Annotated in this window: 22 protein-coding genes, 1 tRNA gene and 1 pseudogene; 10 read left to right on the top strand and 14 right to left on the bottom strand. The window is 62.0% G+C overall.

The genetic code is table 11. The features are described from left to right. On the top strand, positions 1 to 194 hold a 194-nt coding region (locus VB777_RS09655; RefSeq protein WP_323248601.1), incomplete at its 5' end, for a hypothetical protein. Positions 195 to 202: 8 nt separating this feature from the next. Here VB777_RS09655 and VB777_RS09650 read toward each other — a convergent pair. After that, positions 203 to 553: a hypothetical protein gene (locus VB777_RS09650; protein WP_323248600.1), complete on the bottom strand. Its 351-nt coding sequence runs from the start codon at positions 551 to 553 to the stop codon at positions 203 to 205. 85 nt (positions 554 to 638) lie between these two features. On the opposite strand from VB777_RS09650, the gene VB777_RS09645 reads away from it, so the two are divergent. From VB777_RS09645 to VB777_RS09635, 3 genes are all read left to right on the top strand, one after another. Next, positions 639 to 1055 (top strand): lysozyme inhibitor LprI family protein, encoded by a 417-nt coding sequence (locus VB777_RS09645; protein ID WP_322782524.1) that lies wholly within the window; start codon positions 639 to 641, stop codon positions 1053 to 1055. Further along, positions 1052 to 1264, top strand: a complete 213-nt coding sequence (locus VB777_RS09640) for a DUF3955 domain-containing protein (RefSeq protein WP_322765960.1) — start codon at positions 1052 to 1054, stop codon at positions 1262 to 1264. The genes VB777_RS09645 and VB777_RS09640 overlap by 4 nt, the downstream gene beginning before the upstream one ends. Positions 1265 to 2226: 962 nt before the next feature. Further along, complete coding sequence (locus VB777_RS09635; protein WP_323248596.1) at positions 2227 to 2397, top strand: hypothetical protein; 171 nt, start codon at positions 2227 to 2229, stop codon at positions 2395 to 2397. A gap of 111 nt (positions 2398 to 2508) precedes the next feature. On the opposite strand, the gene VB777_RS09630 is transcribed toward VB777_RS09635, so the two are convergent. After that, a complete protein-coding gene (locus tag VB777_RS09630) occupies positions 2509 to 5574 on the bottom strand; it encodes a glycosyl hydrolase family 18 protein (protein ID WP_323248594.1) in 3066 nt (1021 codons plus the stop codon). A gap of 276 nt (positions 5575 to 5850) precedes the next feature. Continuing rightward, positions 5851 to 6561: a response regulator transcription factor gene (locus tag VB777_RS09625; RefSeq protein ID WP_323248592.1), complete on the bottom strand. Its 711-nt coding sequence runs from the start codon at positions 6559 to 6561 to the stop codon at positions 5851 to 5853. Positions 6562 to 6998: 437 nt separating this feature from the next. On the opposite strand from VB777_RS09625, the pseudogene VB777_RS09620 reads away from it, so the two are divergent. Both VB777_RS09620 and VB777_RS09610 read left to right on the top strand, forming a co-directional pair. Then, positions 6999 to 7190 (top strand): annotated as a pseudogene (locus VB777_RS09620) (orange carotenoid protein N-terminal domain-containing protein); the annotation flags it as partial. Next, positions 7120 to 7896 carry a YcgJ family protein gene (locus VB777_RS09610; RefSeq protein ID WP_416238332.1) on the top strand — a complete coding sequence of 259 codons (777 nt, stop codon included), beginning with the start codon at positions 7120 to 7122 and terminating at the stop codon, positions 7894 to 7896. The pseudogene VB777_RS09620 and the gene VB777_RS09610, both read left to right, overlap by 71 nt. Positions 7897 to 8155: 259 nt before the next feature. Here VB777_RS09610 and VB777_RS09605 read toward each other — a convergent pair whose 3' ends face one another. Both VB777_RS09605 and VB777_RS09600 read right to left on the bottom strand, forming a co-directional pair. Continuing rightward, positions 8156 to 9211 carry a GIY-YIG nuclease family protein gene (locus tag VB777_RS09605; RefSeq protein WP_323248588.1) on the bottom strand — a complete coding sequence of 352 codons (1056 nt, stop codon included), beginning with the start codon at positions 9209 to 9211 and terminating at the stop codon, positions 8156 to 8158. A 327-nt stretch (positions 9212 to 9538) separates the two neighbouring features. Then, the gene (locus VB777_RS09600) at positions 9539 to 10018 is read right to left on the bottom strand and encodes a DUF1499 domain-containing protein (RefSeq protein ID WP_323248586.1); all 480 of its coding nucleotides are present in this window, start codon (positions 10016 to 10018) and stop codon (positions 9539 to 9541) included. A gap of 27 nt (positions 10019 to 10045) precedes the next feature. Here VB777_RS09600 and VB777_RS09595 point away from each other — a divergent pair, with 27 nt between their 5' ends. After that, a complete protein-coding gene (locus VB777_RS09595; protein WP_322757499.1) occupies positions 10046 to 10399 on the top strand; it encodes a 4a-hydroxytetrahydrobiopterin dehydratase in 354 nt (117 codons plus the stop codon). 162 nt (positions 10400 to 10561) lie between these two features. Here the strand turns inward: VB777_RS09595 and VB777_RS09590 are convergent, their stop codons facing one another. The 3 genes from VB777_RS09590 to VB777_RS09580 form a co-directional block, all read right to left on the bottom strand. After that, positions 10562 to 10861: a hypothetical protein gene (locus VB777_RS09590; protein WP_197153868.1), complete on the bottom strand. Its 300-nt coding sequence runs from the start codon at positions 10859 to 10861 to the stop codon at positions 10562 to 10564. A 435-nt stretch (positions 10862 to 11296) separates the two neighbouring features. Further along, a complete protein-coding gene (locus tag VB777_RS09585; RefSeq protein ID WP_197153867.1) occupies positions 11297 to 11521 on the bottom strand; it encodes a hypothetical protein in 225 nt (74 codons plus the stop codon). Positions 11522 to 11629: 108 nt separating this feature from the next. Further along, complete coding sequence (locus VB777_RS09580) at positions 11630 to 12178, bottom strand: L,D-transpeptidase (RefSeq protein WP_231597748.1); 549 nt, start codon at positions 12176 to 12178, stop codon at positions 11630 to 11632. 152 nt (positions 12179 to 12330) lie between these two features. Here VB777_RS09580 and VB777_RS09575 point away from each other — a divergent pair, with 152 nt between their 5' ends. Continuing rightward, positions 12331 to 12756: a YccF domain-containing protein gene (locus VB777_RS09575; RefSeq protein ID WP_197153866.1), complete on the top strand. Its 426-nt coding sequence runs from the start codon at positions 12331 to 12333 to the stop codon at positions 12754 to 12756. 180 nt (positions 12757 to 12936) lie between these two features. Here the strand turns inward: VB777_RS09575 and VB777_RS09570 are convergent. From VB777_RS09570 to ftsH, 4 genes are all read right to left on the bottom strand, one after another. After that, a tRNA-Ala gene (locus VB777_RS09570) sits at positions 12937 to 13009 on the bottom strand. 126 nt (positions 13010 to 13135) lie between these two features. Then, positions 13136 to 13771, bottom strand: coding sequence for a transcriptional repressor LexA (lexA, locus tag VB777_RS09565; RefSeq protein WP_197153865.1), 636 nt, complete (start codon positions 13769 to 13771; stop codon positions 13136 to 13138). Between the two features lie 86 nt (positions 13772 to 13857). After that, positions 13858 to 14814: an ornithine carbamoyltransferase gene (argF, locus tag VB777_RS09560; protein ID WP_197153864.1), complete on the bottom strand. Its 957-nt coding sequence runs from the start codon at positions 14812 to 14814 to the stop codon at positions 13858 to 13860. A gap of 98 nt (positions 14815 to 14912) precedes the next feature. After that, positions 14913 to 16823 (bottom strand): ATP-dependent zinc metalloprotease FtsH, encoded by a 1911-nt coding sequence (gene ftsH / locus VB777_RS09555; protein WP_197153863.1) that lies wholly within the window; start codon positions 16821 to 16823, stop codon positions 14913 to 14915. A 113-nt stretch (positions 16824 to 16936) separates the two neighbouring features. On the opposite strand from ftsH, the gene VB777_RS09550 reads away from it, so the two are divergent. Both VB777_RS09550 and VB777_RS09545 read left to right on the top strand, forming a co-directional pair. Next, positions 16937 to 17719, top strand: a complete 783-nt coding sequence (locus VB777_RS09550; protein ID WP_323248582.1) for a potassium channel family protein — start codon at positions 16937 to 16939, stop codon at positions 17717 to 17719. Positions 17720 to 17770: 51 nt separating this feature from the next. Beyond that, positions 17771 to 18016 (top strand): Nif11-like leader peptide family RiPP precursor, encoded by a 246-nt coding sequence (locus VB777_RS09545; RefSeq protein WP_323248580.1) that lies wholly within the window; start codon positions 17771 to 17773, stop codon positions 18014 to 18016. 57 nt (positions 18017 to 18073) lie between these two features. Here VB777_RS09545 and VB777_RS09540 read toward each other — a convergent pair whose 3' ends face one another. Both VB777_RS09540 and ribD read right to left on the bottom strand, forming a co-directional pair. Next, a complete protein-coding gene (locus VB777_RS09540) occupies positions 18074 to 19138 on the bottom strand; it encodes a mechanosensitive ion channel family protein (RefSeq protein WP_231597747.1) in 1065 nt (354 codons plus the stop codon). Continuing rightward, positions 19135 to 20199 carry a bifunctional diaminohydroxyphosphoribosylaminopyrimidine deaminase/5-amino-6-(5-phosphoribosylamino)uracil reductase RibD gene (gene ribD, locus VB777_RS09535; protein WP_323248604.1) on the bottom strand — a complete coding sequence of 355 codons (1065 nt, stop codon included), beginning with the start codon at positions 20197 to 20199 and terminating at the stop codon, positions 19135 to 19137. Before ribD ends, VB777_RS09540 begins: the two co-directional genes overlap by 4 nt. Positions 20200 to 20235 lie beyond the last annotated feature (36 nt).

Here is a 20235-nt window from a genome sequence, read left to right as displayed (position 1 = left end):
CAGCGGTGGAGGTGTTTGAGGCTGCAGCGCAGCAGCGCTCCACCAGCATCGATCCCCAGCACCTGGCGGAGATGGCCGCCGGCAGGCGCCGCTCGCTGACGCTCTGCACCCCGATGCAGATGGTGCCCGACATCGTGCGCTCGCTGGCCCGCAGCAATGTGGCCGTGTATCAGGTGCAGCTGCTGGAGGAGTGAGCCCAGACTCACTCCATCGTGCGCACAGGGCTGGTGCACCAGCGGCTGCGGCCGATGCCGGCAGCACTCTGGAAGCGATCGTCGCGGAAGTCCGCTCGGCCGGTTCTGGGCTCAATGCGGGCCACCCGCCAGAGCTCCTGCTCGCAGTTGATCGTGACGGTGATGCGGGTGCCGTCGGTGGCGTTGATCCGCACGAAGCGCACACCGTCGTAGAGGCCCAGGGGCTGGCCGCCCGCTGCCTGAAGTAGCACCGCCAGGTTGCTGCCTGCCGGGGCTGCCAATGCGGCAGCCGGGTGGCTGACAAGGCAGCCGGCGATGGCCGTGAGCACCAGTGGGAGCCGGGAGAACAGGCTGGTCATGGGGAAGAGGCGCGGCGACTCTGAAAACCAGCTCCCAGCATGACAATCTGTCTGGTGGCAAATCCGTCTGGAGAAAAGGCCCACGATGCGCACCTGTCTCCACCTGCTGCTGGCTGCCTCCCTGGTGCCGCTGCTGCTGCCGCTGCCGGCACAAGCAGCGGAGGTCTGCACCCCTTCAGAAAGCACCGTGGCCGAAACCCGCTGCGTGATGGAAGCCCTCCAAGCCAAGGATCGGGAGCTGGAGAAGGCCTTGGTGCGGGTGGCCAGCGAGGCCAGGCAAGTGCCGAGCGAAACCTTCCAGACGCTCTGGCGCGACAACCTCACCGGCTTCTACAAAACGAGTGCCGACCCAAACGAGCAGGCGCGTGCTTTCCGAGCCGAACGCCGCAAGGTGTGCGCCTACGCCAAGTCGGTGAGCTTCCAGGGGACGGGCTACGGCATCTTCACGACGCGCTGTGAGCTGGCGCTCACCCAGACCCTGCTGGAGCAGCTGCGGCCATGAAACGCCCGCTCATCCGGCTATCGCTGTTGCTGCTCACCGGCGCGGTGGCCTGCGCCGTGGCCTACCGACTGATCGGGGCGCGGGTAGAGGCCGATGGCACGCTCAGGGAGGCTTTCGCCCTGATTCCAATCGGCTATCTCCTGGGCGGAGCCGGTATTGGGACCGGAATCGCCGGCCTGTTGTGGAGGAAGCCAGCCAAGCGCCGGTAAGGATCAGTACCGAGCCACTTCCGAACGCTATATGGGCGGATCCTAGTTAAAAAATAGCCAGGCCCCTGTTGGTCTGCATAAGAACCCGAAGTCATTACCACTTTGACCCTAAACCCACTGCGTGGCAATCACTCTCGGGCAGATGGACCCTCAGGCCTGGTTCATATGCGGACCCTCATAAGAAACCGTGCCCCTCGCTCTGGCCGACTCGCTTGCCCAAATGATCTGTCTGGAGCCATGCAGATCCTGCATGGACCTTCCCGCCGCTTATTGATCCCTCTGGCAATGGCTCTGACTCCACCAGCAGCCAGTGCCCACCACCCGCCGCCGCCGCTCAGCCTCCTCCAACAGCCCCACTTCCCCACCTGCGCTGCAACCGCTTCCTGGTGCTGCACACCTATCCCGATGGCATCAAGGCCGTCGCCGCGAAGGTCTTGGGATCACGGCGGCTGCTCTGATGCAGATATTGCATACCGCTTGCGCCCCTTGGCGTTGGCGACGTTGGATGAGTCAACGCCACTTTGAGCGATGGGGCCAATCAGAGACTCAGAACGTGGCCTCACGCTCTACCAGCTCTTGGTTGCCTTGGTGGTGCTCATGATCACAGCGAGCCTGGGCCTTGCTATCCACCGTGGGCGTGACCCGAAGCCGTTCTTTGCCGACATCGAAGTACCAAAACCGCAGTAATTAGGAGACTGCTGAAAAACCCCTTCAAGGGCCATTCAGCCCGGGAACGCCTGACTCCGAGCCCAGTGTTCACGGGCGCTGCGCCCAGAGGTCAGACTCAAGTCATGGCGACCTCGGGACTTTTTCAGCAGGCTCTTAGGTGGTGAACCCTCGTTGTTGGGAATAGTGGTCAGCGAGCTGGCGCTGTGAGCTCTTCACCGCCATCGAAAATAACATGGTGATGATTACCATACGCTTCACAAATCGCTGAGAGCCAGAGAGCGCCATTGGGGAATATGGAGCAGCTGAACTGGGGCTACCTGCAGTTGGGGTTGTTTGCCCTGGCCTTCGGAGGACTGCAGATCTGGTGGATCGGCAGCACTCTGCGCCGGCAACGGCTGCCACGGCCACTCAGCGAGCGCGAGTTCCGCCGCAGCCTCGAGCGGATCTGGAAGAAACACGACTGAGCGTGGTGTCCCATCCCTCAGGGACGACCGATGCCTTCCAGATCCACAACAGCACCTGTGCCCCAAGTACGACCATTGCAGACATGGCAATAGATTTACTGGGGCTGGCGACTAGGCCAAGCCTGTGAAGTCAGCGATGGTGAATGCCCCATCCCCGCCAGTCACTGCATCAAATGTAGGAGCCTGGGCTATGACCTCCTCTGGTGCCACTCCCCCAAGCAGGATGTCGGAAGCTGCAGCAACAAGACTTTGTTCATCTTGGCTGTCGTTCGAAAGAGCCCAAAACATCATCCCGCCGAGACCGGCTTCTTGGACGTAAGCCGCCTTGCCTGCAATGGTGGCTGTCGTCTCGATTGAGCTCCAAACTAGGGATTCGTTGTTGTAAGCAAAGGCTGCTTTGGCGTCGTCATCCCAGATCAGATCGTAACTTTCATCCTCAATTCCCGTAATCAGATCTTTGTGATCATAGTTGCCAGCTTCAAATGAGCCGGCAGCTAGTAATGCGTCTCCATTCTGCTGGTAACCGTAACTATCTCCAGCCTGAACTCCTCCCCATGCTCGAGTGTAAGCAGGGGCCCCAAGCACCACCTTGTCACGATCAACGCCGGCGTTATCAAATACACCGACGGCATTCACAATATCGAAACCTCCGGGATCACCTGTGAGCGCGGCCTGATGACCGGTTACCGATTCCCAGCCTCCGTGAAAGTCGTACGCCATCACATTGTAGAAATCAACATAGGGATCGATGCCGTCAAGATTGAGGTTGGCTAGTTTGTCTGCTCCGCCGGCTGTGGCAACCGAAATTTCATAGGTCTCTCCAGTCTGTAGGGAAAGGTCGTTGAGCTTCAGTCGCAGCAGTTCAAGTGTGGCAGCAAAGTTTGCACCGTCTTGCGGGTTCACTGCATTGCCAGCAAGGCCTCCGCCGCCTGGGTATTCCCAATCGAAATCGACAACGTTGAAGAAGTCATAATTGCTTAAGGTATCAACGATGCTGTTCGTGAAGGCCTCGCGGTCGGCTGCTGAATCCACAGCAAGGCTGAACTCGTCGGATAAGGTCCACCCTCCGAGTGCGATTCCTAGCCTCAGTTCTGGATTGAGCTGTTTTAGTAACTCCAGTTGGCGTAGATTGCCGGCAAGGGCACCTGGCGTGTTCCAGTCTTGGGGTACGGCCTGCACTGTTACCGTGCCGCCTGCATCGGAGATGACAAAGTTGCTATTGTTGAGGTAGTTGTTTTTCTGACTGGCATCCATCGTGTCCCAATCGCCACTCGAAAATGTGCGCTTGACCTGTTGATCCTGCGAAAAACGTTTTTCAGTGGCGGCGTAGGAATCGAAGAGGATCACGTCCCCACTGGCCTTAACATCAAAAAAGCTGTAATTGAGATGGGTCAGTTGGTCGGCCTGGATGTCAGACGGCTGAAAATCGCGTGAGTAGATTCCCCATTCTTCGAAGTAACCAACCACGCGCATGTCACTCGCTTGTGGGAGGCTGACGGTTGGCTGCTGTAGCGTCTCTTCGACCACGAGCTGCTCCTCAGGTGGGGTAGTTTCCACAGGCTCAGCGGGCGTCGATGGCTCTAATACCAGCTCTTGACCTGATGCAAAGAACAATGAACTGGTTAATGCGCCACTGTTTGGAAGCCCCTCACTGATGGCGTTGAAGCTCACCTCCAGGCTTTCGCCAGCACCGATGCGATTGTTCCAGGATGCCGGCGTCAGTGTGACGCGATCGATGCCGCTGGCCAGCGTCTCTACAGTTACCTCGCCAGACCAGCTTTGGAAATTGGAGTGAGGCGTGTCAAAGGTGACCGACCAGTTTTCGACTGCCTCGCTGCCGGTGTTGGTAATCGTGAGCGTTCCGCCCATGCCACCCCAATACAAGCTGCCGCTCGCCGCCAGAGTTAATGACCCGTTTGATGCACGTGCAGCGCTGTTGAGCTCGACCCCCGAAGTTATTTCCTCGATCGGTTCTGATTGAACCGGTTGTACCGGTGCCAATGGGGCGGCCACCAGCTCTTGGCCTGATGCAAAGAACAATGAACTGGTTAACTCGCCACTGTTTGGAAGCCCCTCACTGATGGCGTTGAAGCTCACCTCCAGGCTGTCGCCAGCACCGATGCGATTGTTCCAGGATGCCGGCGTCAGTGTGACGCGATCGATGCCGCTGGCCAGCGTCTCTACAGTTGCCTCGCCAGACCAGCTTTGGAAATTGGAGTGAGGCGTGTCAAAGGTGACCGACCAGTTTTCGACTGCCTCGCTGCCGGTGTTGGTAATCGTGAGCGTTCCGCCCATGCCACCCCAATACAAGCTGCCGCTCGCCGCCAGAGTGAGCGATCCACTGGTCGCCATGGTGCTGTTTGACATCGCACCGTGAACCATCCCTCCATGCTCTATGCCTTCATGTTCAGCACCTGTGTGGTTGTGCACAGGGGCATCGAGAGCGACGGCACCAGTCGATGTCACCAGTGAGCCCACGCGAGTTTGATAGCCATCGGTCGTGGCACCCTCAGGGGCTTCAGGTGTGAGGAGAAGGCTTCGATCAGCGAGGGTTAGATCTGATGCTTCGAAGCCAAAGACCGTTTCAAGATTATCTTCTTCTATTTGGTCGAAATGAAATTCAAGATTCTGTCCAATCAGCTCCTTGCTGTTTACTCCTGCAAGCAGCACGCTTTGACCGCTCGGTTCCACCGCAATCAGTAGCCCCTCATCCGTATCGGTCGCCGTGAGGCGCTCCCTTGTGCCCAGGTAGAGAAAGTTGAGTTTGTCGGTTGTGGGATCAAAGTTCTCGATCCGCTCTTGCACCCCATATTCATGGGAGCGGATATAAACCGTGCGTTGTTCACTGGGCCAGGATGCTTCTGGGCCAACTTGCAGCTCCCATGACAAGACGCCCCCGATATCTGCTCTAAGATGCTCGTTGCCAACTGGAGCAAAATTGTCCAAACTTAGTTGATCCCATCGCAGTGCGTTGCCGTTGCTGTCAAGGATGCGCTGGTAATCGTCGGTCCCCCATGGATTGACAATAATCGCGCTGCCATCGCTAAGCTTTCCCAGGATCAAGCCATGGACAGAGGTGTCGCCAAAGTCGAGTTTGTCGCGTGTTGGATCGAAGTTCTCAATATCTGCGCCTGAAGGATTCACGCTGTACGTGACTCCACCACTGATGGATACCATGGCTTCATTGGGTGTGCTTATTAACTCTCGCCTTGTCGCTGCACAGGGGCAACCCTTCAACTGAAGGGTTCCTCTTTCATTCAGAGCCCTACTAATGCTGTCCGCACTACCTTCACAGAAGACTCTAAGGCGATTCTCATGGTCTTTTCATCTTCGGTGCTTTAGGGCACCACGAAAAATCGGCCTTGTCGCGACCATTGGCCAATGCCGACGCCGGCCAGTACATGAGTCTCAATCGCTGCTTCCAAGGTAAATCGGTATTTTTCGTGGTGCCCTTTAGTGGATCCAATGGCGTCGGATGGCCTCTGCAGCTGCTGCGGTCCTGTCCCTCACGTGCAATTTCCGAATGATTGCCTGGACATGGCCGCGGGCGGTTGTTTCGGCAATCTGCAGGTCTTGTCCGATTTCTCGATTCGATAAGCCATTGCAGACGAGCTCCAGAACACTGAGTTCCCGCTCTGACAGCTCTGCTCGACCCTCAAGCGACTGTCGTTCAAGCGTGTAAGCGATTACTGGATCGATGTATCGCTCCTTGCTCCTGATGGCTTCCACTGCATTGATCACGCCGATCAGGTCAATCCCCCTCCTTGTGAGAACCACATCGCTTGGTCCCTCCACAGCTCTCTGCATCGAGCGAGGGTTCATGTCCTGCAGGGTGAGGATCGTTGAGGTGAGGCCGGTCTCCGTTGTGTACTCCTTCAGCTTCGCTGCAAGCCTGATGCCGTCGCCGTCTTCAAGGATTTCACTTACAAATGCCAGCACTGGTCCGTCTGACTTGGCCAGTGTTTCCAAGCTTTCTTCCTCTGTCGTGGCAATGCCGAGCAGTTGAAGGTTTTCTGCATCGTATTGCAGTGCAAACAAGCTCGCCATCGCTAATGCATAGGGACGGTTGCCTGTGCAGATCAGAATCTTGAACTGATGGGTCGCAGACTGAAGTCGATGGCTGAGCTCTCTAAGAGTTTGCTGAAAAAGTCCCGAGGCCGTCATGCCTTAAGCCTTACCTTTGGGCGCAGCGCCCGTGAACACTGGGCTCGAAGTCAGGCGTTCCCGGGCTGAATGGTCCTTGACGGGGTTTTTCAGCAAACTCCTAAAGGCTCCATTGATTTCGATCAACATGGTCTGCCTTTGCCCAGGGGCTTCATCCCTTCTGCGATTATGCCCTGCTTTGGTTCCAAAGACCAAGCACGGGTTCTCTGGGCTGGCGTCTGCCGCCACCTCGCCCACCCGCAGCAAATCCACGGCCATCACCTGGGTGTAGAGCGCTCACTGTCGAGCCTCTGGCCTGCGGCGTCGCGGCGGAGATCGATCAGCAGGCTCAGCTCGCCAGTGCGGTGCAGCACCCATCCGCGAATCCGCCTTTATTACCAGAAAACGCCCCGGACCGTGCTAGCGTTTTAAAAATCCTTAACAGACGAAAGAAATAGATGTTCACAATCGATCGGGCCTCCCAGATCTTCCCCAACACCCTGTCGGCGGATGTGGTTCCTGCGATCACGGCCCGTTTCAAGCTGCTCAATGCAGAGGATCAACTGGCGCTGATTTGGTATGCCTACCTCGAAATGGGCCGCACCATCACGGTGGCGGCGCCCGCTGCCGCGCGCATGCAGTTTGCGGAAGGGGTGCACAACCCTGCCACTAGTCATCAGCAGCGGAGCCCTGGCCCAACCTGCCGGCCTGACCTACCCGCGCTCCGGGGTGGTGTGCGATTCGGTGGGTAAAACCTGCTACGACAGCTACGGCCCCTCCATCGGGATCACCTCCGACGTGTATGGCAAGAAGGCCGCCAACCATCTCTCGAACAACCTCAGCCAGACCAGCAGCCGCGACTTCCGCCTGAGCACAGGCCAGGCTTGCAGCATCTCCAAGCGCACCTGCTGGAATGACGGCTGGGGTGAGACGCGTGTGGCTTCCGGGCTCACCCAGCAGCTCTTTGGCAACGCCAATGGCAATCTGCGCCCAGGCCAGGCCCAGATTGCGCGCGATACAGGACTCTGCAGCCTGAGCCGCAACGGCCAGCGAATCTTCGACGGCCCTTGCCTGCTCAAACAAGTGCGCCAGGGGGGACAAAACCGCTACGAGGTGCAACTGCAAAACGGCAGCAATTATGTGTTCCAGCAGAGTGGCAGTCAGTTCTTGATTCGTGATGGTTTCGGCGGCACCTGGCCGGTGACCTTCATCGACCACGGCAACACCGGTATCTTCCGCTTCGGCGACTACAAGCTGGTGGCCACCCAGGAGAATTCCAACCGCAACTCCAGCAGCAACCGCGATGCAGCTGTTGGCAATGCCCTCGGCAACCTGCTCAATTCTCTTTTCCAATAAGAGCTACCTAGGCCGACACATCAGCTTCATCAGCGATGGCGTGATTGAGTGACCAGCCGTGCCTAGTTGCTCCGGCGGAAGTAGTCAGCCTGAGCGATCAAAACATCCGCGGCAGGGGGCTGAGGATTATCGGTTGAGCCTGGCTCTGGTGTCTTGCGTCGGTCTTTCAGGAGAACGGCGATGCGTTTACAGAGATCCCAGAGGCTGCGGAAGTCAATCGGTTGCGGATCGCCAGTCGGAGGCAAAGCTTCCATCAGGGCTATGGCAGTGGGGGCAAAGAGGGAGATGTGAAAGAGGGGGCTGGTGGAGGGGCTGAACGGGTAGCAGGCGTTGTCGCACGCATCGGCGGAACAGGGCTATTTGGGTCGTTGAAGTAGGCCTCTGCCTCCTGCTTACGGCGCTGGTATTGCTTGTTCCTGTAGGCGATCACGATTCGGCCCGCCTCCGCGCAGCGCAGGTCTAAGGAGGTCATTCCAAGAGCCACGCACTGAGAGCGCAGGTAGGCCTGAGCCTTCTCGAACTTGGCCTGTTCTTTGCGTTCCCACTCAAGACGGATCTGTTCCGCGGCAGCCCTTCGTTGAGAGGCCTGCGCTTCTCGCAGGGCTTCCTCTTCAGCACGCTTGCGCTCCCTGGCCTGCTGTGGAGTCTCCACGGGCTCTGATTTTTCAGTTTGTGCTTGTGACTGCAGTTGATGTTGTGGCTGTGGTGGCACCACGGGATCCAGGTTCTCGGGCAGTGGTGGCAGGGTGAAGTGAGAAGTGGCTTCAGTAGGGGCGGCTGGCTTTAGGGATCTGCCGACGTCCACAAAGAAAGAAATCACTACCGCTCCTGTCACAAGAAACGGCACCGCCATGGCCGCGTAGGCGTAGCGCCGCACCTGGCATGTAACCAATGACTTCTTACCCCCTGCTCGATTTTGAGCATCTCCCGAACTCCTGGGCTCAGAGGCCTGAGCGTTCTGCCCTGCCGCTCGAGAAGCATGGCGATAGGCGGCAGCTCGCGCTTGCTGATCCGACCAGCCCTCAGGCACACCAGAGTTTCGGACCTGCGCTGGTGTTGGCGGCTCAGGTTTGCGCGGTGGTGGCGGGGCTGGGGGTTCAACCTCTGGCGATTTATGCCCGCCAGCTTTGTAATCGCTGCCCGCTTTCAGAAATACGGAGCGGACGAAAACGAGATCCTCAGAGTCGAGAGTGAACCATTCGGACTGAGGCAAGCGCTTGGCGGAGAAGCGGCGATGCAGGTAGCGCTCCAGCTGCTCGGCCTTGTTCACCCAGCCAGGGCCGGCGGCGATCCGGCCGAGATCGAAGCTGCCCAACGCAGAGCCAAGCAGCTGGTGGCGGGCGGTTGGGGATCGGTGCGCTGGTGATCGACAGCCTGCCTACAAGGCAACCGGTTGCAGGGGGTCAACCCTGTGCGCAAGGACTGCAGGGAATTACACCATCCCTGCGCACACCCCTGCGCACGGCGGCCAACCCGCTCTAGTTGTGCACTGGGGTTTGCCCCTGTTATGCCACCGCCTTCTAAGCAGCCGGTCGATGGTTCGAATCCATCAGGGGGCGTTGGGGCGAGACTCCAGTCACCTGCTTCTTGAGCCTGGGTCGAGAAGCGGTTGCCGAGGCCAGCCCCGTGCCCTGACAAGAGTTCAGTCACGCTCCAGAGCTGTGCTGAGCCACTCCAGGCGACGGGCGTTGACCCCGAGATCGGAATCCCCGAGCCGCGATACGGAGCGGGCCTGCACCTGCTGGTGGACAGGATCCGCCAGGAGCTCGAGATCGTCCACGAAGCCGAACAGGCTGCTGGTGGCGGTGGCATGCAGGTAGTTGGACTGACGCTCCACGATGCGGATCGCTTCGGTGGCCTCAAGCCGGGATGCCAGGAACTCCACGGCAGCATCGGGATCGGCAACCGACCAGTTCTGACGCGCGCAGTGCGCTGAGCTGGAACAGGGTGACAGCGAGCCTCCGTGGATGCCGAGATCAGCCGGCAACGGTCCTTCCAGGTGAAACATCGAGGCCAGGGCCGCGGACGGTGCGCCCCAGCCCACCAAGAGCACAATCAACAGGGGCAGAAGCAGGCGCAGAAGCATGGTCAGGAGCGGCGGCGCGATGGGAATTCTGCCCATACTTGCGGCAGCAACGCGCGACACCCCATGGCCCTCGGAGATGAGACCTGCGTTCCCTGCCGGGATGGGGCGCCCACCCTCACCCCAGAGGAATGCGACGCCGTGCTGCAGGAACTGCCGGGCTGGGAGGTGGTGGACGCCCACCACCTGCGCAAGGCCTGGACCTTCCCGGACTTTGTCTCCGCCCTGGCGTGGGTGAATCAGGCTGGTGAGATCTGTGAACGCCAGGGCCATCACGCCGAGTTTCAGCTCGGTTGGGGCCATGTCGAGGCCGAGATCTTCACACATAAAGTGGATAGCCTCACCAGAGCTGATGCCGTTCTGGCGGCACATTTCGACGCGGCCAAAGAGGCTGCCGACGCCAGCATGCCGCAGGCATAGATCTGCAGCTGAAGGATCGCTACTTCGAGTATCCCGTCAACACGCTCCTGGCTGGACCCAGACCTTTTAGTGGTTCGTTTTGCTCTGATGATGTCATCTCGTTTGATTGGAACGGCTTGATTTCGATCAGCCTCTTTGGGGCTGTCTTGCCAGCGGCTCAACTCAGGACTGACGCACCAGAAGATGACGGCGGAAGCCATCGAGCATCCGCAGCCGTGCCGGAGAGGAGGTGCAGCGCCGCGACGTGAGCAGATCCGAGGTGGTGGCAGCGATTTCGGCCACGGGCATGCAGCGCGACAGCTCCCGTTCAAGACGCTCGAACACCCCGTTGGTCTCGGCCTCATTGCCCTGGTCTGCCGCCTGGAGGGTGGACCCGTGGGCGGGCGTGGCGGCGTTGCTGGCCATCAGCCCGTCCAGGGTGGATAGCAGGACGGTCCGCCGCCAGGTGAGGTAAGACGTCATCAGCTGTGGATCGATTCAGCGCAACACCAGTGTGATCACCTCGCCGGAAGCTGCGCCAATCTGACGTGATCTTTCTTGATGCCCAGTGCTGATCACGATGGCATCGTGATCAGGTTTTCAACACGTCAAATCGGCATGAACATGCCCTCTCGCGTGTGTCTTTAAGCACATCTCTGTCCGATGATGGCTAATCCGCTGGTTCACGCATGAGCCCCGTGAGGTCGCTGCCACGGGCTCGGCCGCTTCCCCTGGTGCTGTGGAGCGCGGTCGTACGGCTGTCTGGCGATGCGTCTGGGGTGGTCCCGGCGGGTTCAACGGGATCGCGACCGGATGCCTTGGTCAGCGGACACCCATCCAATGCCGCTCTGGCTGATCAGCGAACCAGCACCGGTCACGCCTCTGCCAGGCAGCGACCAAGCCTCTGCCAGGCATCACTCAATCCGACGACGAGGGCGTTGCGGTGAGCCGCTCGTAGAGCCACCAGCCCAATCCTCCCCACACCACTGTCCAGCCCACGAAGGTGGCGAGGGTGCCCAGCTGACCGGTCTCGAGCGAGTAGACACCGACGTGGAGCAGTGCGGCGTCGATCAGGGAGCCGCCGATGCCCCAGCCCAGCACCCAGGTGAACAGAAAGCCGATGGCGGCGAGGTTGCCGGTCATGCCTTGCCCAGTTCCAGAGATGGAAGAGGGACAATCTGCCGTGGTTTTGTCCGCGGTGTTGGATGTCTTGGCCTGGAGGTGCGACCTGCCTCGGGCTCACAGGAGCCCTCAGGGCAGCACTTCAAGTTCGCTCACCCCGTGCTGCTGCAGCAACGCCGTCAGCGTCAGCAGATCATCTGCATGGATCATGCCGATGCAGCCATCGGTGCCGCTCTCGCTGCCATGCCCCGCGCTTGGATCGAGATGGATGCCGAGGGCACGGCGATCGGTGGGGAACTGCGGCTCCAGGCCGATCCAGCTGATGCGGCCCAGCTCAACCGGCAGATCATCGGACCCTGCCAGGGAGACGATCTCGGAGACGCGGTAGTGCCCGGGGGGCAGGGGTGAGCGGCTGCCGAGGCGATGGCGATCTGCCTGCTGCCGATCCGCCCGTCCCGCAAGGGCCGCATAGGACCGCAGGGGTTCTCCCGGCAGCTCCAGCTGCAGTGCCCAGACAGGATCGCCACTGCCCGGCAGGACGCGATCCGTGCGCCGCAGCCGCATCAGGCCTGCCGCCTCCGCCGCTGGGGCCAGGGCTGCCAGGCCCAGACAGGCCAGCCCAAGGGCCACCCGAACCGCGGTGATGCCAGGAAGTAACGGGCGCGTCGTCGACACCATGACGGCCAGGGAAGGGGAGCCGGTCGTAGCGCCGCCCTGACGGCCCCACCAGGGGGTGTGGGGTCAGCACGGGAACTGCCCGTGCGCTGGTCATCGCCTTGGATGGAGGTCATCGTGTGGCTACCGATCAGCAGCAACCTGCCTGTTCCAGCGTGAGCCTCCTTCTCAACATCCTCTGGTTTGTCCTCGGCGGCTTTGTGATGGGGGTGGGATGGTGGCTGGCAGGCCTCGTCGCCGCCCTCACGATCGTGGGGATTCCCTGGGCGCGCGCCTGCTTCGTGATCGGCAACTTCGCGTTCTGGCCGTTCGGCTATGAGGCCGTCAGTCGTCGGGAGCTCACCGGCCAGGGCGACTTCGGAACGGGGCCGCTGGGGTTGGTGGGGAACCTGATCTGGTTCCTGCTGGCCGGCTGGTGGCTGGCGATCGGCCACCTCAGCTCCGCCTTGGCCTGCTTTGTGACCATCGTGGGAATTCCCTTCGGCATCCAGCACATCAAGCTGGCTTTGATCGCCCTGGCACCGATCGGGATGAAGGTGGTGCCGGTCACAACCCCAGCAGGGGCCGGGCGTTATCCGTGAGTTGCCAGGCCACAGATGGTCAACGAAGTCAGGCTTGAGGGCACCCAGAGAGGCCCCATAAAAATTCTCCAATGAACTGGAGAGAGAGCCGAGTACGAAAAATTGAATTAAAATATAAAGTTGAAACCAAATTCAACCAAATATCTTGCTGAAACAAGCCCAAACAAAAACAGTGATTAATGGAGCCAAGCGGATTCGAACCGCTGACCCCCTGCATGCCATGCAGGTGCTCTACCAGCTGAGCTATGGCCCCATGCTTGCAAGAAACGAACGAAGTTCTGGTGACTTCGCTTGGCCCGGAGAGCCCCGTCGCTCGCCAGGAGACTTTACACCGCGGCCTGTCCTGGCTGGATGGGTTCCGTCGAGCTGTTGTGCAGACTCAAAGCTGGCGCCACACGGCCACGAGGCGACCCTGGATCAGCACCTGGTCGGCGGGCAGCACGATCGGTTCGTAGGCGGGATTGGCGGCCTCCAAGCGGATCTGGGTTCCATCGGGATGGAAGTGCTTGAGTGTGGTCCCGCTGCCGGGTACCTGGGCGCTGACGATGGTGCCGGGCCGAATTCGGCTGGCATCGCTGACCGGTTCCATCAGCACCATGTCACCGTCAGCGATGTGGGCGCCCACCATCGAGTCTCCATTCACGGTGAGGGCAAACAGGCCACGACTTTCCAGCAGCGGCGCGATGTCGAGCCGGTCCTGGACATCGTCGAAGGTTTCCACCAGGCCTCCGGCCGCTACAGCACCAAGCACCGGAATTCCCTCGGAGCGCTCGCCCAGCAGCTGCAGAGTGCGGGCCTGGCCCTCCTGCCAGGTGATCCAGCCCTTCTGCTGCAGATGCCTCAGCCGGCTCTGGATCGGGGCCGGCGAACGCAGGCCCATCGCCTGCATCATCTGCCGGATCGAAGGACTGTGGCGATGGGCGGCGATATACCCCTCCAGCCAGTCGTACAACTCGCGCTGGGCCGATGTGAGCGTTTCCAGGGTGGAAGCGGCAGGAGGAGGGAGTACCGGCACAGATCATCGAGCACCTGATACATCTGTATCGCTCTGGGGCCACTTTTGTCCAGAGATCGGCCGGCCGGATTGGAACCCGGAGCCACTCAGAACGCCCCCAGCACCGCCGCCAGCAGGGCCTGCTGCACATGCAAGCGGTTCTCCGCCTGATCAAACACCCGGCTGGCGTCACCCTCAATCACGCCGGCACTGATCTCTTCGCCGCGGTGGGCCGGCAGGCAATGCAGCACGATCGCCCGACTGTCCGCTTCGGAAAGGAGCGCTTCATCCAGACACCAGCCCGCAAAGGCCCGCTCGCGTTCCGTCTGCTCCTGCTCCTGGCCCATTGAGGCCCACACATCGGTATAGAGCGCCTGGGCGCCGCGCACGGTTGCCACCGGATCGTGCAGCACCTCCAGGCGGCAGCGATCTCCGGCCAGGCTTCGGGCCTGCTCCACCACGGCCGGATCGGGCAGAAACCCCTCCGGACAGCCCACCCGCACGTTCACCCCCAGCAAGGCGCCGGCGATCAGGAGGGAATGGGCCACGTTGTTGCCGTCGCCGACGTAGGCCAGGGTCAGGCCCTCGATCTCCCCGAAGGAGTCCTGCAGGGTGAGGTAATCGGCCAGGGCCTGGCAGGGATGTTCCAGGTCGGTGAGGGCATTGATCACCGGGATGGAGGCCCAGTGCGCGTACTCGGCCAGCTCCTGCTGGGCGAAGGTGCGGATCGCCAGGGCATCCACGTAACGGCTCAGCACCCGGGCCGTATCCGCCACCGGCTCTCCGCGCCCCACCTGGGTGACCGAGGGGTGGAGATCAACCGTCTGCCCCCCAAGGCGCGCCATCGCCACCGTGAAGCTCACCCGGGTGCGGGTTGAGGCCTTGGTGAAGATCAGGCCCAGCGTCTTGCCGCCCAGGTCGATGCGGCGTTGTCCACTCTTGAGTTCGGCGGCCAGCTGCAGCAGGGCCAGGGTCTGATCGCCGCTCAGATCAGCGGAGGAGAGGAGATCCGATCCGCGCAGGCCGCTCAGCAGCGAGGCGAGGCTGGAGAGCTGGGAGGTCATCGCCCCATCTCAAAGAACCCTTATCCGGGATTGGGGGCCCCGCCGTCAAGGGCGGAGACCCGGAAGCATCCGGGGCGGGACGCTTCCCTGTCTGGGACTCAGGCTGGGCTGAGCTGATCTGCACAGCTGACAGCCTCTTCCCCCTGGGGCATGGTGCTGGAAGCGAGCAGATCCTTGAGATCGTCGCCTTCGATCACCTCCTTCTCGAGGATCTTCTCGGAGATCGAATCGAGCAACCCACGGTTGTGGTTCAGGATCGACAGGGCCCGTTCATGGGCCCGATCCACCAGGGTGCGCACCTCCTTATCGATCGCCTGGGCGGTGGCGTCACTGACGACACGGCGGGGGTTGCTGGGCCCACCGAGGAAGCGGCTGCCGCCCTGCTTGTCGTAGGCGAGGGGCCCGAGGGTCTCGCTCATACCGTAGGTGCCCACCATCTGCTCGGCGATGTCGGTGGCGCGCTGCAGATCATTGGCGGCGCCGGTGGTCACGGCACCGAAGACGATCTCTTCAGCGCTGCGGCCCCCGAGCAATGTGGCGATCTGCCCCTCGAGATCGCCCTTGGAGTTGAGAAAGCGTTCCTCCGTCGGCAGCTGCAACGTGTACCCCAGGGCTGCCATGCCGCGCGGCACGATCGAGATCTTCGCCACCTTGCTGCCGCCTGGCATCAGGTGACCCACGATGGCGTGGCCCACTTCGTGATAAGCCACCACTTTCTTCTCATCGGGCTGGAGCACTCGGCTCTTCTTCTCCAGGCCGGCCACCACCCGTTCGATCGCTTCGTTGAGGTCGCCCTGCTCCACACTGGTGCGGTAGGCGCGGGCCGCCAGCAGGGCGGCCTCGTTGACCAGATTGGCCAGATCGGCGCCGGCGAAGCCACTGGTGGCCTGGGCGATCTTGTCGAGATCAACGCTGCCCGACAACTTCACCTTCTTGGCATAGATGTCGAGAATCATCTTGCGGCCTGAGAGATCAGGCCGATCCACCAGGACCTGGCGATCGAATCGGCCGGGCCTCAGCAGGGCGGCATCGAGCGTTTCGGGCTGGTTGGTGGCCGCCAGCACGATCACCGGCTTGTCCTGAGCTGCGAAGCCGTCCATCTCGGTGAGCAGCTGGTTGAGGGTCTGCTCCCGTTCATCATTGCCGCCGACCACACCCATCGACCCGGAGCGGCTCTTGCCGATGGCATCGAGTTCGTCGATGAAGATGATGCAGGGCGCTTTCTTCTTGGCTTCCTCGAACAGATCCCGCACCCTGGCGGCACCGGCACCGACGAACAGCTCGACGAACTCGGAGCCCGAGATGATGAAGAAGGGCACACCGGCCTCACCGGCCACTGCTTTGGACAACAGGGTCTTGCCGGTGCCGGGAGGACCCACCAGCAGCACGCCCTTGGGAATGCGGGCGCCGATGGCGGCGTAGCGCTCCGGGGTCTTGAGAAAATCGACGATCTCGGTGAGCTCCTGCTTGGCCTCATCGACGCCAGCCACATCGGCGAAGGTGACGCGCGATTCCTCATCGGGCACGTAGACCTTGGCCTTGCTCTTGGTGAAGCTGAGGGCTCCCTGGGCGCCGCCGCCCATGCCACTTCTCCTGGCGAAGAACTGAAGCACCAGAATGAAGATCAGCGGAGGCACCACCCAGCTCAGCAGCGTGGTGAAAAAGTTTGGTTTTTTGGGAGGAGCAGCGGCGAATTCAACCCCATGCTGCTCCAGGCGCTGGGGTAGCTCCATGTCAAAGATCGGGGTCGTGGCCAGCACCGAGGGCGCGCCTTCTTCCTCAGGGCTCTTGAGTTCGTAGCGGATCTGGTCCTGGGTGATGTACGCACGTTTGACGTTGTCGTCGTTCACCTGATCGATGAACAGCGAATAGGGCACCCGCGGCACCTGCTGCATTCCCTGCGACGGCAGGAAGTTGCTGAACAGCAACAGCACACCGAAGCCGATCAGTACCAGATTAATCACTCCGAAGCGCCGGTTCGGACCTTTGTCGTCCTGGCGGATGGCCATCGTCAGTCGTCCGTAGTCTGACCAAACTAAGGGTCCTTGCTGCAGGGGAGCCCCGAGGGCGGGGTGGGAGAACCGAACGGCGGCCCCACAATGCAGGCAACCGAGGCGGCTGCATGCATCTGCTGAGTCCAACTGATCTCAGTCCGGATCGACGGCGATCTCGCCGACATCGCTTTTACCGCAACCTGCTGCTGCTCGACCTGTTCATCCTGGGCTGCCTGAGCCTGCCGGCTCCGTTCAACCGGCTGGCCCATCTTGTTTACGGACTCCTGCTGCTGATTCTCAGCCTGCAGCTGCGCGAGACGCTGCGGCCCGGCGGCCGCCGCAGCAACGATCTGGCCTTCCGCCTGGTGGGGCTGGCCTGCTTGCTGTCGATGGTGTTCTGGTCGTTCACGCCGCTGGAGGTGCGCAACAGCGGCCTTCCCCTGCTGCTGCTGATCACCGGCTTCATCGCCTGGAGCCTGCAGCGGCTGATCCTGTTCCTGTCGGAGGAAAAGCTGATCAACCAGAAGGTGTTGATGGGGGCCGTGGCCGGCTACCTGCTGCTGGGCCTCACGGCCGGCATGGTGGTGACGGTGCTGGAGACCCTCCAGCCGGGCAGCTTCATCAGCGCCAGCGATCAAAAGCCACTCATCCTGCCAGGGCCGACCAGTTCATTGGAAGTGCCGTGGAACCTCAACTTTGTGCGTCTCACCTACTACGCCTTTGTCTGTATCACCACCGTGGGTTTCGGCGACATCCTGCCCCAGACGCCAGCTGCGCAGATGTTCACGGTGCTGTTCACCGTGGTGGGGCCGCTGTACATCGCGGTTGTGATGGGGATCCTGATCAGCCGCCTCACGGTGCAGGAAAGCGAAGTCCAGAAGAGCCACCCGCCGCTGCGGGACGACCCCTGAGCACCTGGCACGCTGTGGGCTTAGGACTGAGACACCCATCGGACCTGATTCATGAGCCTTGATCAACTCGATGCCTTTCTCGCCCGCGCCCGCGCCGATGCCGACCTGCAGCAGCGGCTGAATCAGCCCCTGGAGTTGGCCGCTTTTCTGGCCCTGGCGGCGGAACAGGGCTACCAGCTCAGCGAGAGCGACGTGATCGCGGCCCAGCAGCGTCAGGAGAGTGAGCTCAGCGATGAGGAACTGCAGCACCGCACAGCCAGCGAGGCCTACCGCCTGCGTCACTTCATTCCCAGCTGATCTGGTCCAGCACAGCCACTCCATCGACTGATCCGCCGCCGCGAGCCTGGTAGCCCCTTACCCTTCGGCCCCCGCTGAGCTCTCCTGCGGATCCTCGTTCTGAGGCTTGGTCTGGAGCACCAGCCTGGTCGGGAAGGGCATCGCGGCGCCCTGGCTGGCCACGACCCGGCCGATCCGCTGAAGGATCTCCTGCTGCAGCTCGTAATAGGCATCGGAGCTGCCGCCCCCGAAGCACTCCAGACGGAGATCGAGGCTGGATTCCCCGTATCCCACAAAATGCACCCGCCTGGGCAGGGATGGCTCCACCCCCGGGCATTGGGTCAGTTCCTCGCGCAAGGCGGAAAGGATCGGCTCCAGCAGGGGCTGATCGTCGTAGCGGATGCCGAACGTCACCAGCACCTGACGGTGATCGCGGCGCGCACCGTTGAGGATCGCCGAGCTGGCGAAGGTGGCATTGGGCAGATAGAGAGGCTGCTGATCCGGTGTGATCAATTGGGTGTAATACAGCCCGATCACCTTCACCGTCCCCTGCAGGGACTGGCTCGGCACCTGGATGAAGTCGCCGATCACAAAGGGGCGGTTCACATACAGCATCACCCCGCCCAGCAGGTTTTCCACCAGGGTGCGGGCGCCAAACCCGAGGGCGGCCGCACCGAAGCCACTGGCGGTGAGCAAGAGCGTGGGCGACACCCCCATCAGGCGCAGCACCTCGAGTGTCGCCAGCAGCAGCAACGTTCCCGTGATCAGCTTGTTGAGCAGGTCCTGAAGAAAGTTGCGGTCTGCCTGGCTGCGTTGCTGCAACCACTCCAGGTTTTCTCCGGCATGGGCCAGCAGGGCGCTTTTGCAGCGCAGCACTGTCCAGACCAGTCCGAGGATCAGCACCACCTGCCGCACCTCGCTGCCGTTGCGGCTCAGATCCCAGCCCAGGCGCTCGAACCCCCACCAGATCAGGGTGCCCAGCCCAATCGTGAGGCTGACACTGAGGCGCGCCCGCAGCAGCAGGCGCCGCGCCAGACCGCTCGGCCGTGCCAGCCGGGCCAGTTGGTCCATCCCGATCCAGACGACCACGGCCAGCAGCAGGCCGCTCAACAGAAGACCAAGGTCAAAGGGCAGGATGATCACGAGGCAGGGGCCTCCAGGCGCCAGAGCAGGTCGCCATCCAACACGGATGGCGGTCTTGCAGTCCATGCGGCCACCTGGTCCATGGCCGTGAAGCCGAGATCATCCAGGGGTGTGAAGGCGGCCAGACCACCCATTGGTTTTGGTGCGATCACGGCCACGATCTCCTGCACGGCCCCGACCCGCAGGGCCGCCGCCGCCAGAGCAGGGCCGCATTCCCACAGCACCTGGTTGCAGCCGCGCCGGGCCAGGGCCTCGAGCAGCTCCGTGGGTTCGCAACGGCTCAGCACCAGCCGTTCCACACCGCGTCGATCCAGCTGGAAGCGCCGCCGCGGCTGGGCTTCGTACCCGTGGGCCACCAGGGTTGCGGCGTCAGCCTGGTCCCAGAGACGGGCCTGCTCCGGCAGGGCCAGGCTGCGGCTCAGCACCACCCGCAGCGGCTCCGGCGAGCGTCGCCCCCGGCTGGTGAGCAGCGGGTCATCGGCTCGGACCGTGCCGCCGCCGACGATCACCGCATCGCAGCTGGCCCGTAAGTGGTGCACCCAGTCCCGTGACGCACTGCCGCTGATCCACTGGCTGGCGCCATTCGGGAGCGCCGTGCGGCCATCCACGCCCATGGCCCACTTGAGGATGGCCAGGGGGCAACCGGTCTGGACCCGATGCAGAAAGGCGCGGTTGAGGCGTAGGGCTGCCGCTTCCGCCACGCCCACGATCACCTCCAGGCCCGCCGAGCGCAGCTGGGCAATGCCACGGCCGGCCACCCGGGGATCGGGATCGGCCATGGCCACCACCACTCGCGCCAGGCCGGCGCGGATCACCGCCTGGCTGCAGGGGGGCGTGCGGCCCTGATGGCAGCACGGCTCCAGGGTCACGATCAGGGTGCCGCCGCGGGCCCGCTCACCGGCCTGCACCAGCGCGCCCACTTCGGCATGGAGTTCGCCGGCCGCGGCATGGAAGCCTTCGCCCACGAGCTGGCCGCTTCGATCCAGCACCAGGGCCCCCACCATCGGATTGGGACTGGTCCGGCCGGCTCCGAGGGCGGCGAGCTGCAGGGCCCGTTCCATCCAGCCGTGCCACTGGCTGGAGGACGAGCAGTAACC

The sequence above is a fragment of the Synechococcus sp. CCY9202 genome (genome assembly GCF_034931685.1).
Taxonomy (GTDB): domain Bacteria; phylum Cyanobacteriota; class Cyanobacteriia; order PCC-6307; family Cyanobiaceae; genus CBW1002.
This window is presented reverse-complemented; position numbering and strand designations above follow the sequence as displayed.

What these genes read in the sequence shown, in the direction of transcription:
- VB777_RS09625 (WP_323248592.1), bottom strand. Translation starts at nt 6,561, where the DNA reads ATGACGGCCTCGGGACTTTTTCAGCAAACTCTTAGAGAGCTCAGCCAT.
- argF (WP_197153864.1), bottom strand. Translation starts at nt 14,814, where the DNA reads ATGACCTCCCAGCTCTCCAGCCTCGCCTCGCTGCTGAGCGGCCTGCGC.
- VB777_RS09610 (WP_416238332.1), top strand. Translation starts at nt 7,120, where the DNA reads ATGCCTACCTCGAAATGGGCCGCACCATCACGGTGGCGGCGCCCGCTG.
- VB777_RS09580 (WP_231597748.1), bottom strand. Translation starts at nt 12,178, where the DNA reads ATGGTGTCGACGACGCGCCCGTTACTTCCTGGCATCACCGCGGTTCGG.
- VB777_RS09595 (WP_322757499.1), top strand. Translation starts at nt 10,046, where the DNA reads ATGGCCCTCGGAGATGAGACCTGCGTTCCCTGCCGGGATGGGGCGCCC.
- VB777_RS09650 (WP_323248600.1), bottom strand. Translation starts at nt 553, where the DNA reads ATGACCAGCCTGTTCTCCCGGCTCCCACTGGTGCTCACGGCCATCGCC.
- VB777_RS09630 (WP_323248594.1), bottom strand. Translation starts at nt 5,574, where the DNA reads ATGGTATCCATCAGTGGTGGAGTCACGTACAGCGTGAATCCTTCAGGC.
- ribD (WP_323248604.1), bottom strand. Translation starts at nt 20,199, where the DNA reads ATGGAACGGGCCCTGCAGCTCGCCGCCCTCGGAGCCGGCCGGACCAGT.
- VB777_RS09550 (WP_323248582.1), top strand. Translation starts at nt 16,937, where the DNA reads ATGCATCTGCTGAGTCCAACTGATCTCAGTCCGGATCGACGGCGATCT.
- VB777_RS09645 (WP_322782524.1), top strand. Translation starts at nt 639, where the DNA reads ATGCGCACCTGTCTCCACCTGCTGCTGGCTGCCTCCCTGGTGCCGCTG.
- VB777_RS09590 (WP_197153868.1), bottom strand. Translation starts at nt 10,861, where the DNA reads ATGACGTCTTACCTCACCTGGCGGCGGACCGTCCTGCTATCCACCCTG.
- VB777_RS09640 (WP_322765960.1), top strand. Translation starts at nt 1,052, where the DNA reads ATGAAACGCCCGCTCATCCGGCTATCGCTGTTGCTGCTCACCGGCGCG.
- VB777_RS09585 (WP_197153867.1), bottom strand. Translation starts at nt 11,521, where the DNA reads ATGACCGGCAACCTCGCCGCCATCGGCTTTCTGTTCACCTGGGTGCTG.
- VB777_RS09635 (WP_323248596.1), top strand. Translation starts at nt 2,227, where the DNA reads ATGGAGCAGCTGAACTGGGGCTACCTGCAGTTGGGGTTGTTTGCCCTG.
- ftsH (WP_197153863.1), bottom strand. Translation starts at nt 16,823, where the DNA reads ATGGCCATCCGCCAGGACGACAAAGGTCCGAACCGGCGCTTCGGAGTG.
- VB777_RS09545 (WP_323248580.1), top strand. Translation starts at nt 17,771, where the DNA reads ATGAGCCTTGATCAACTCGATGCCTTTCTCGCCCGCGCCCGCGCCGAT.
- VB777_RS09600 (WP_323248586.1), bottom strand. Translation starts at nt 10,018, where the DNA reads ATGGGCAGAATTCCCATCGCGCCGCCGCTCCTGACCATGCTTCTGCGC.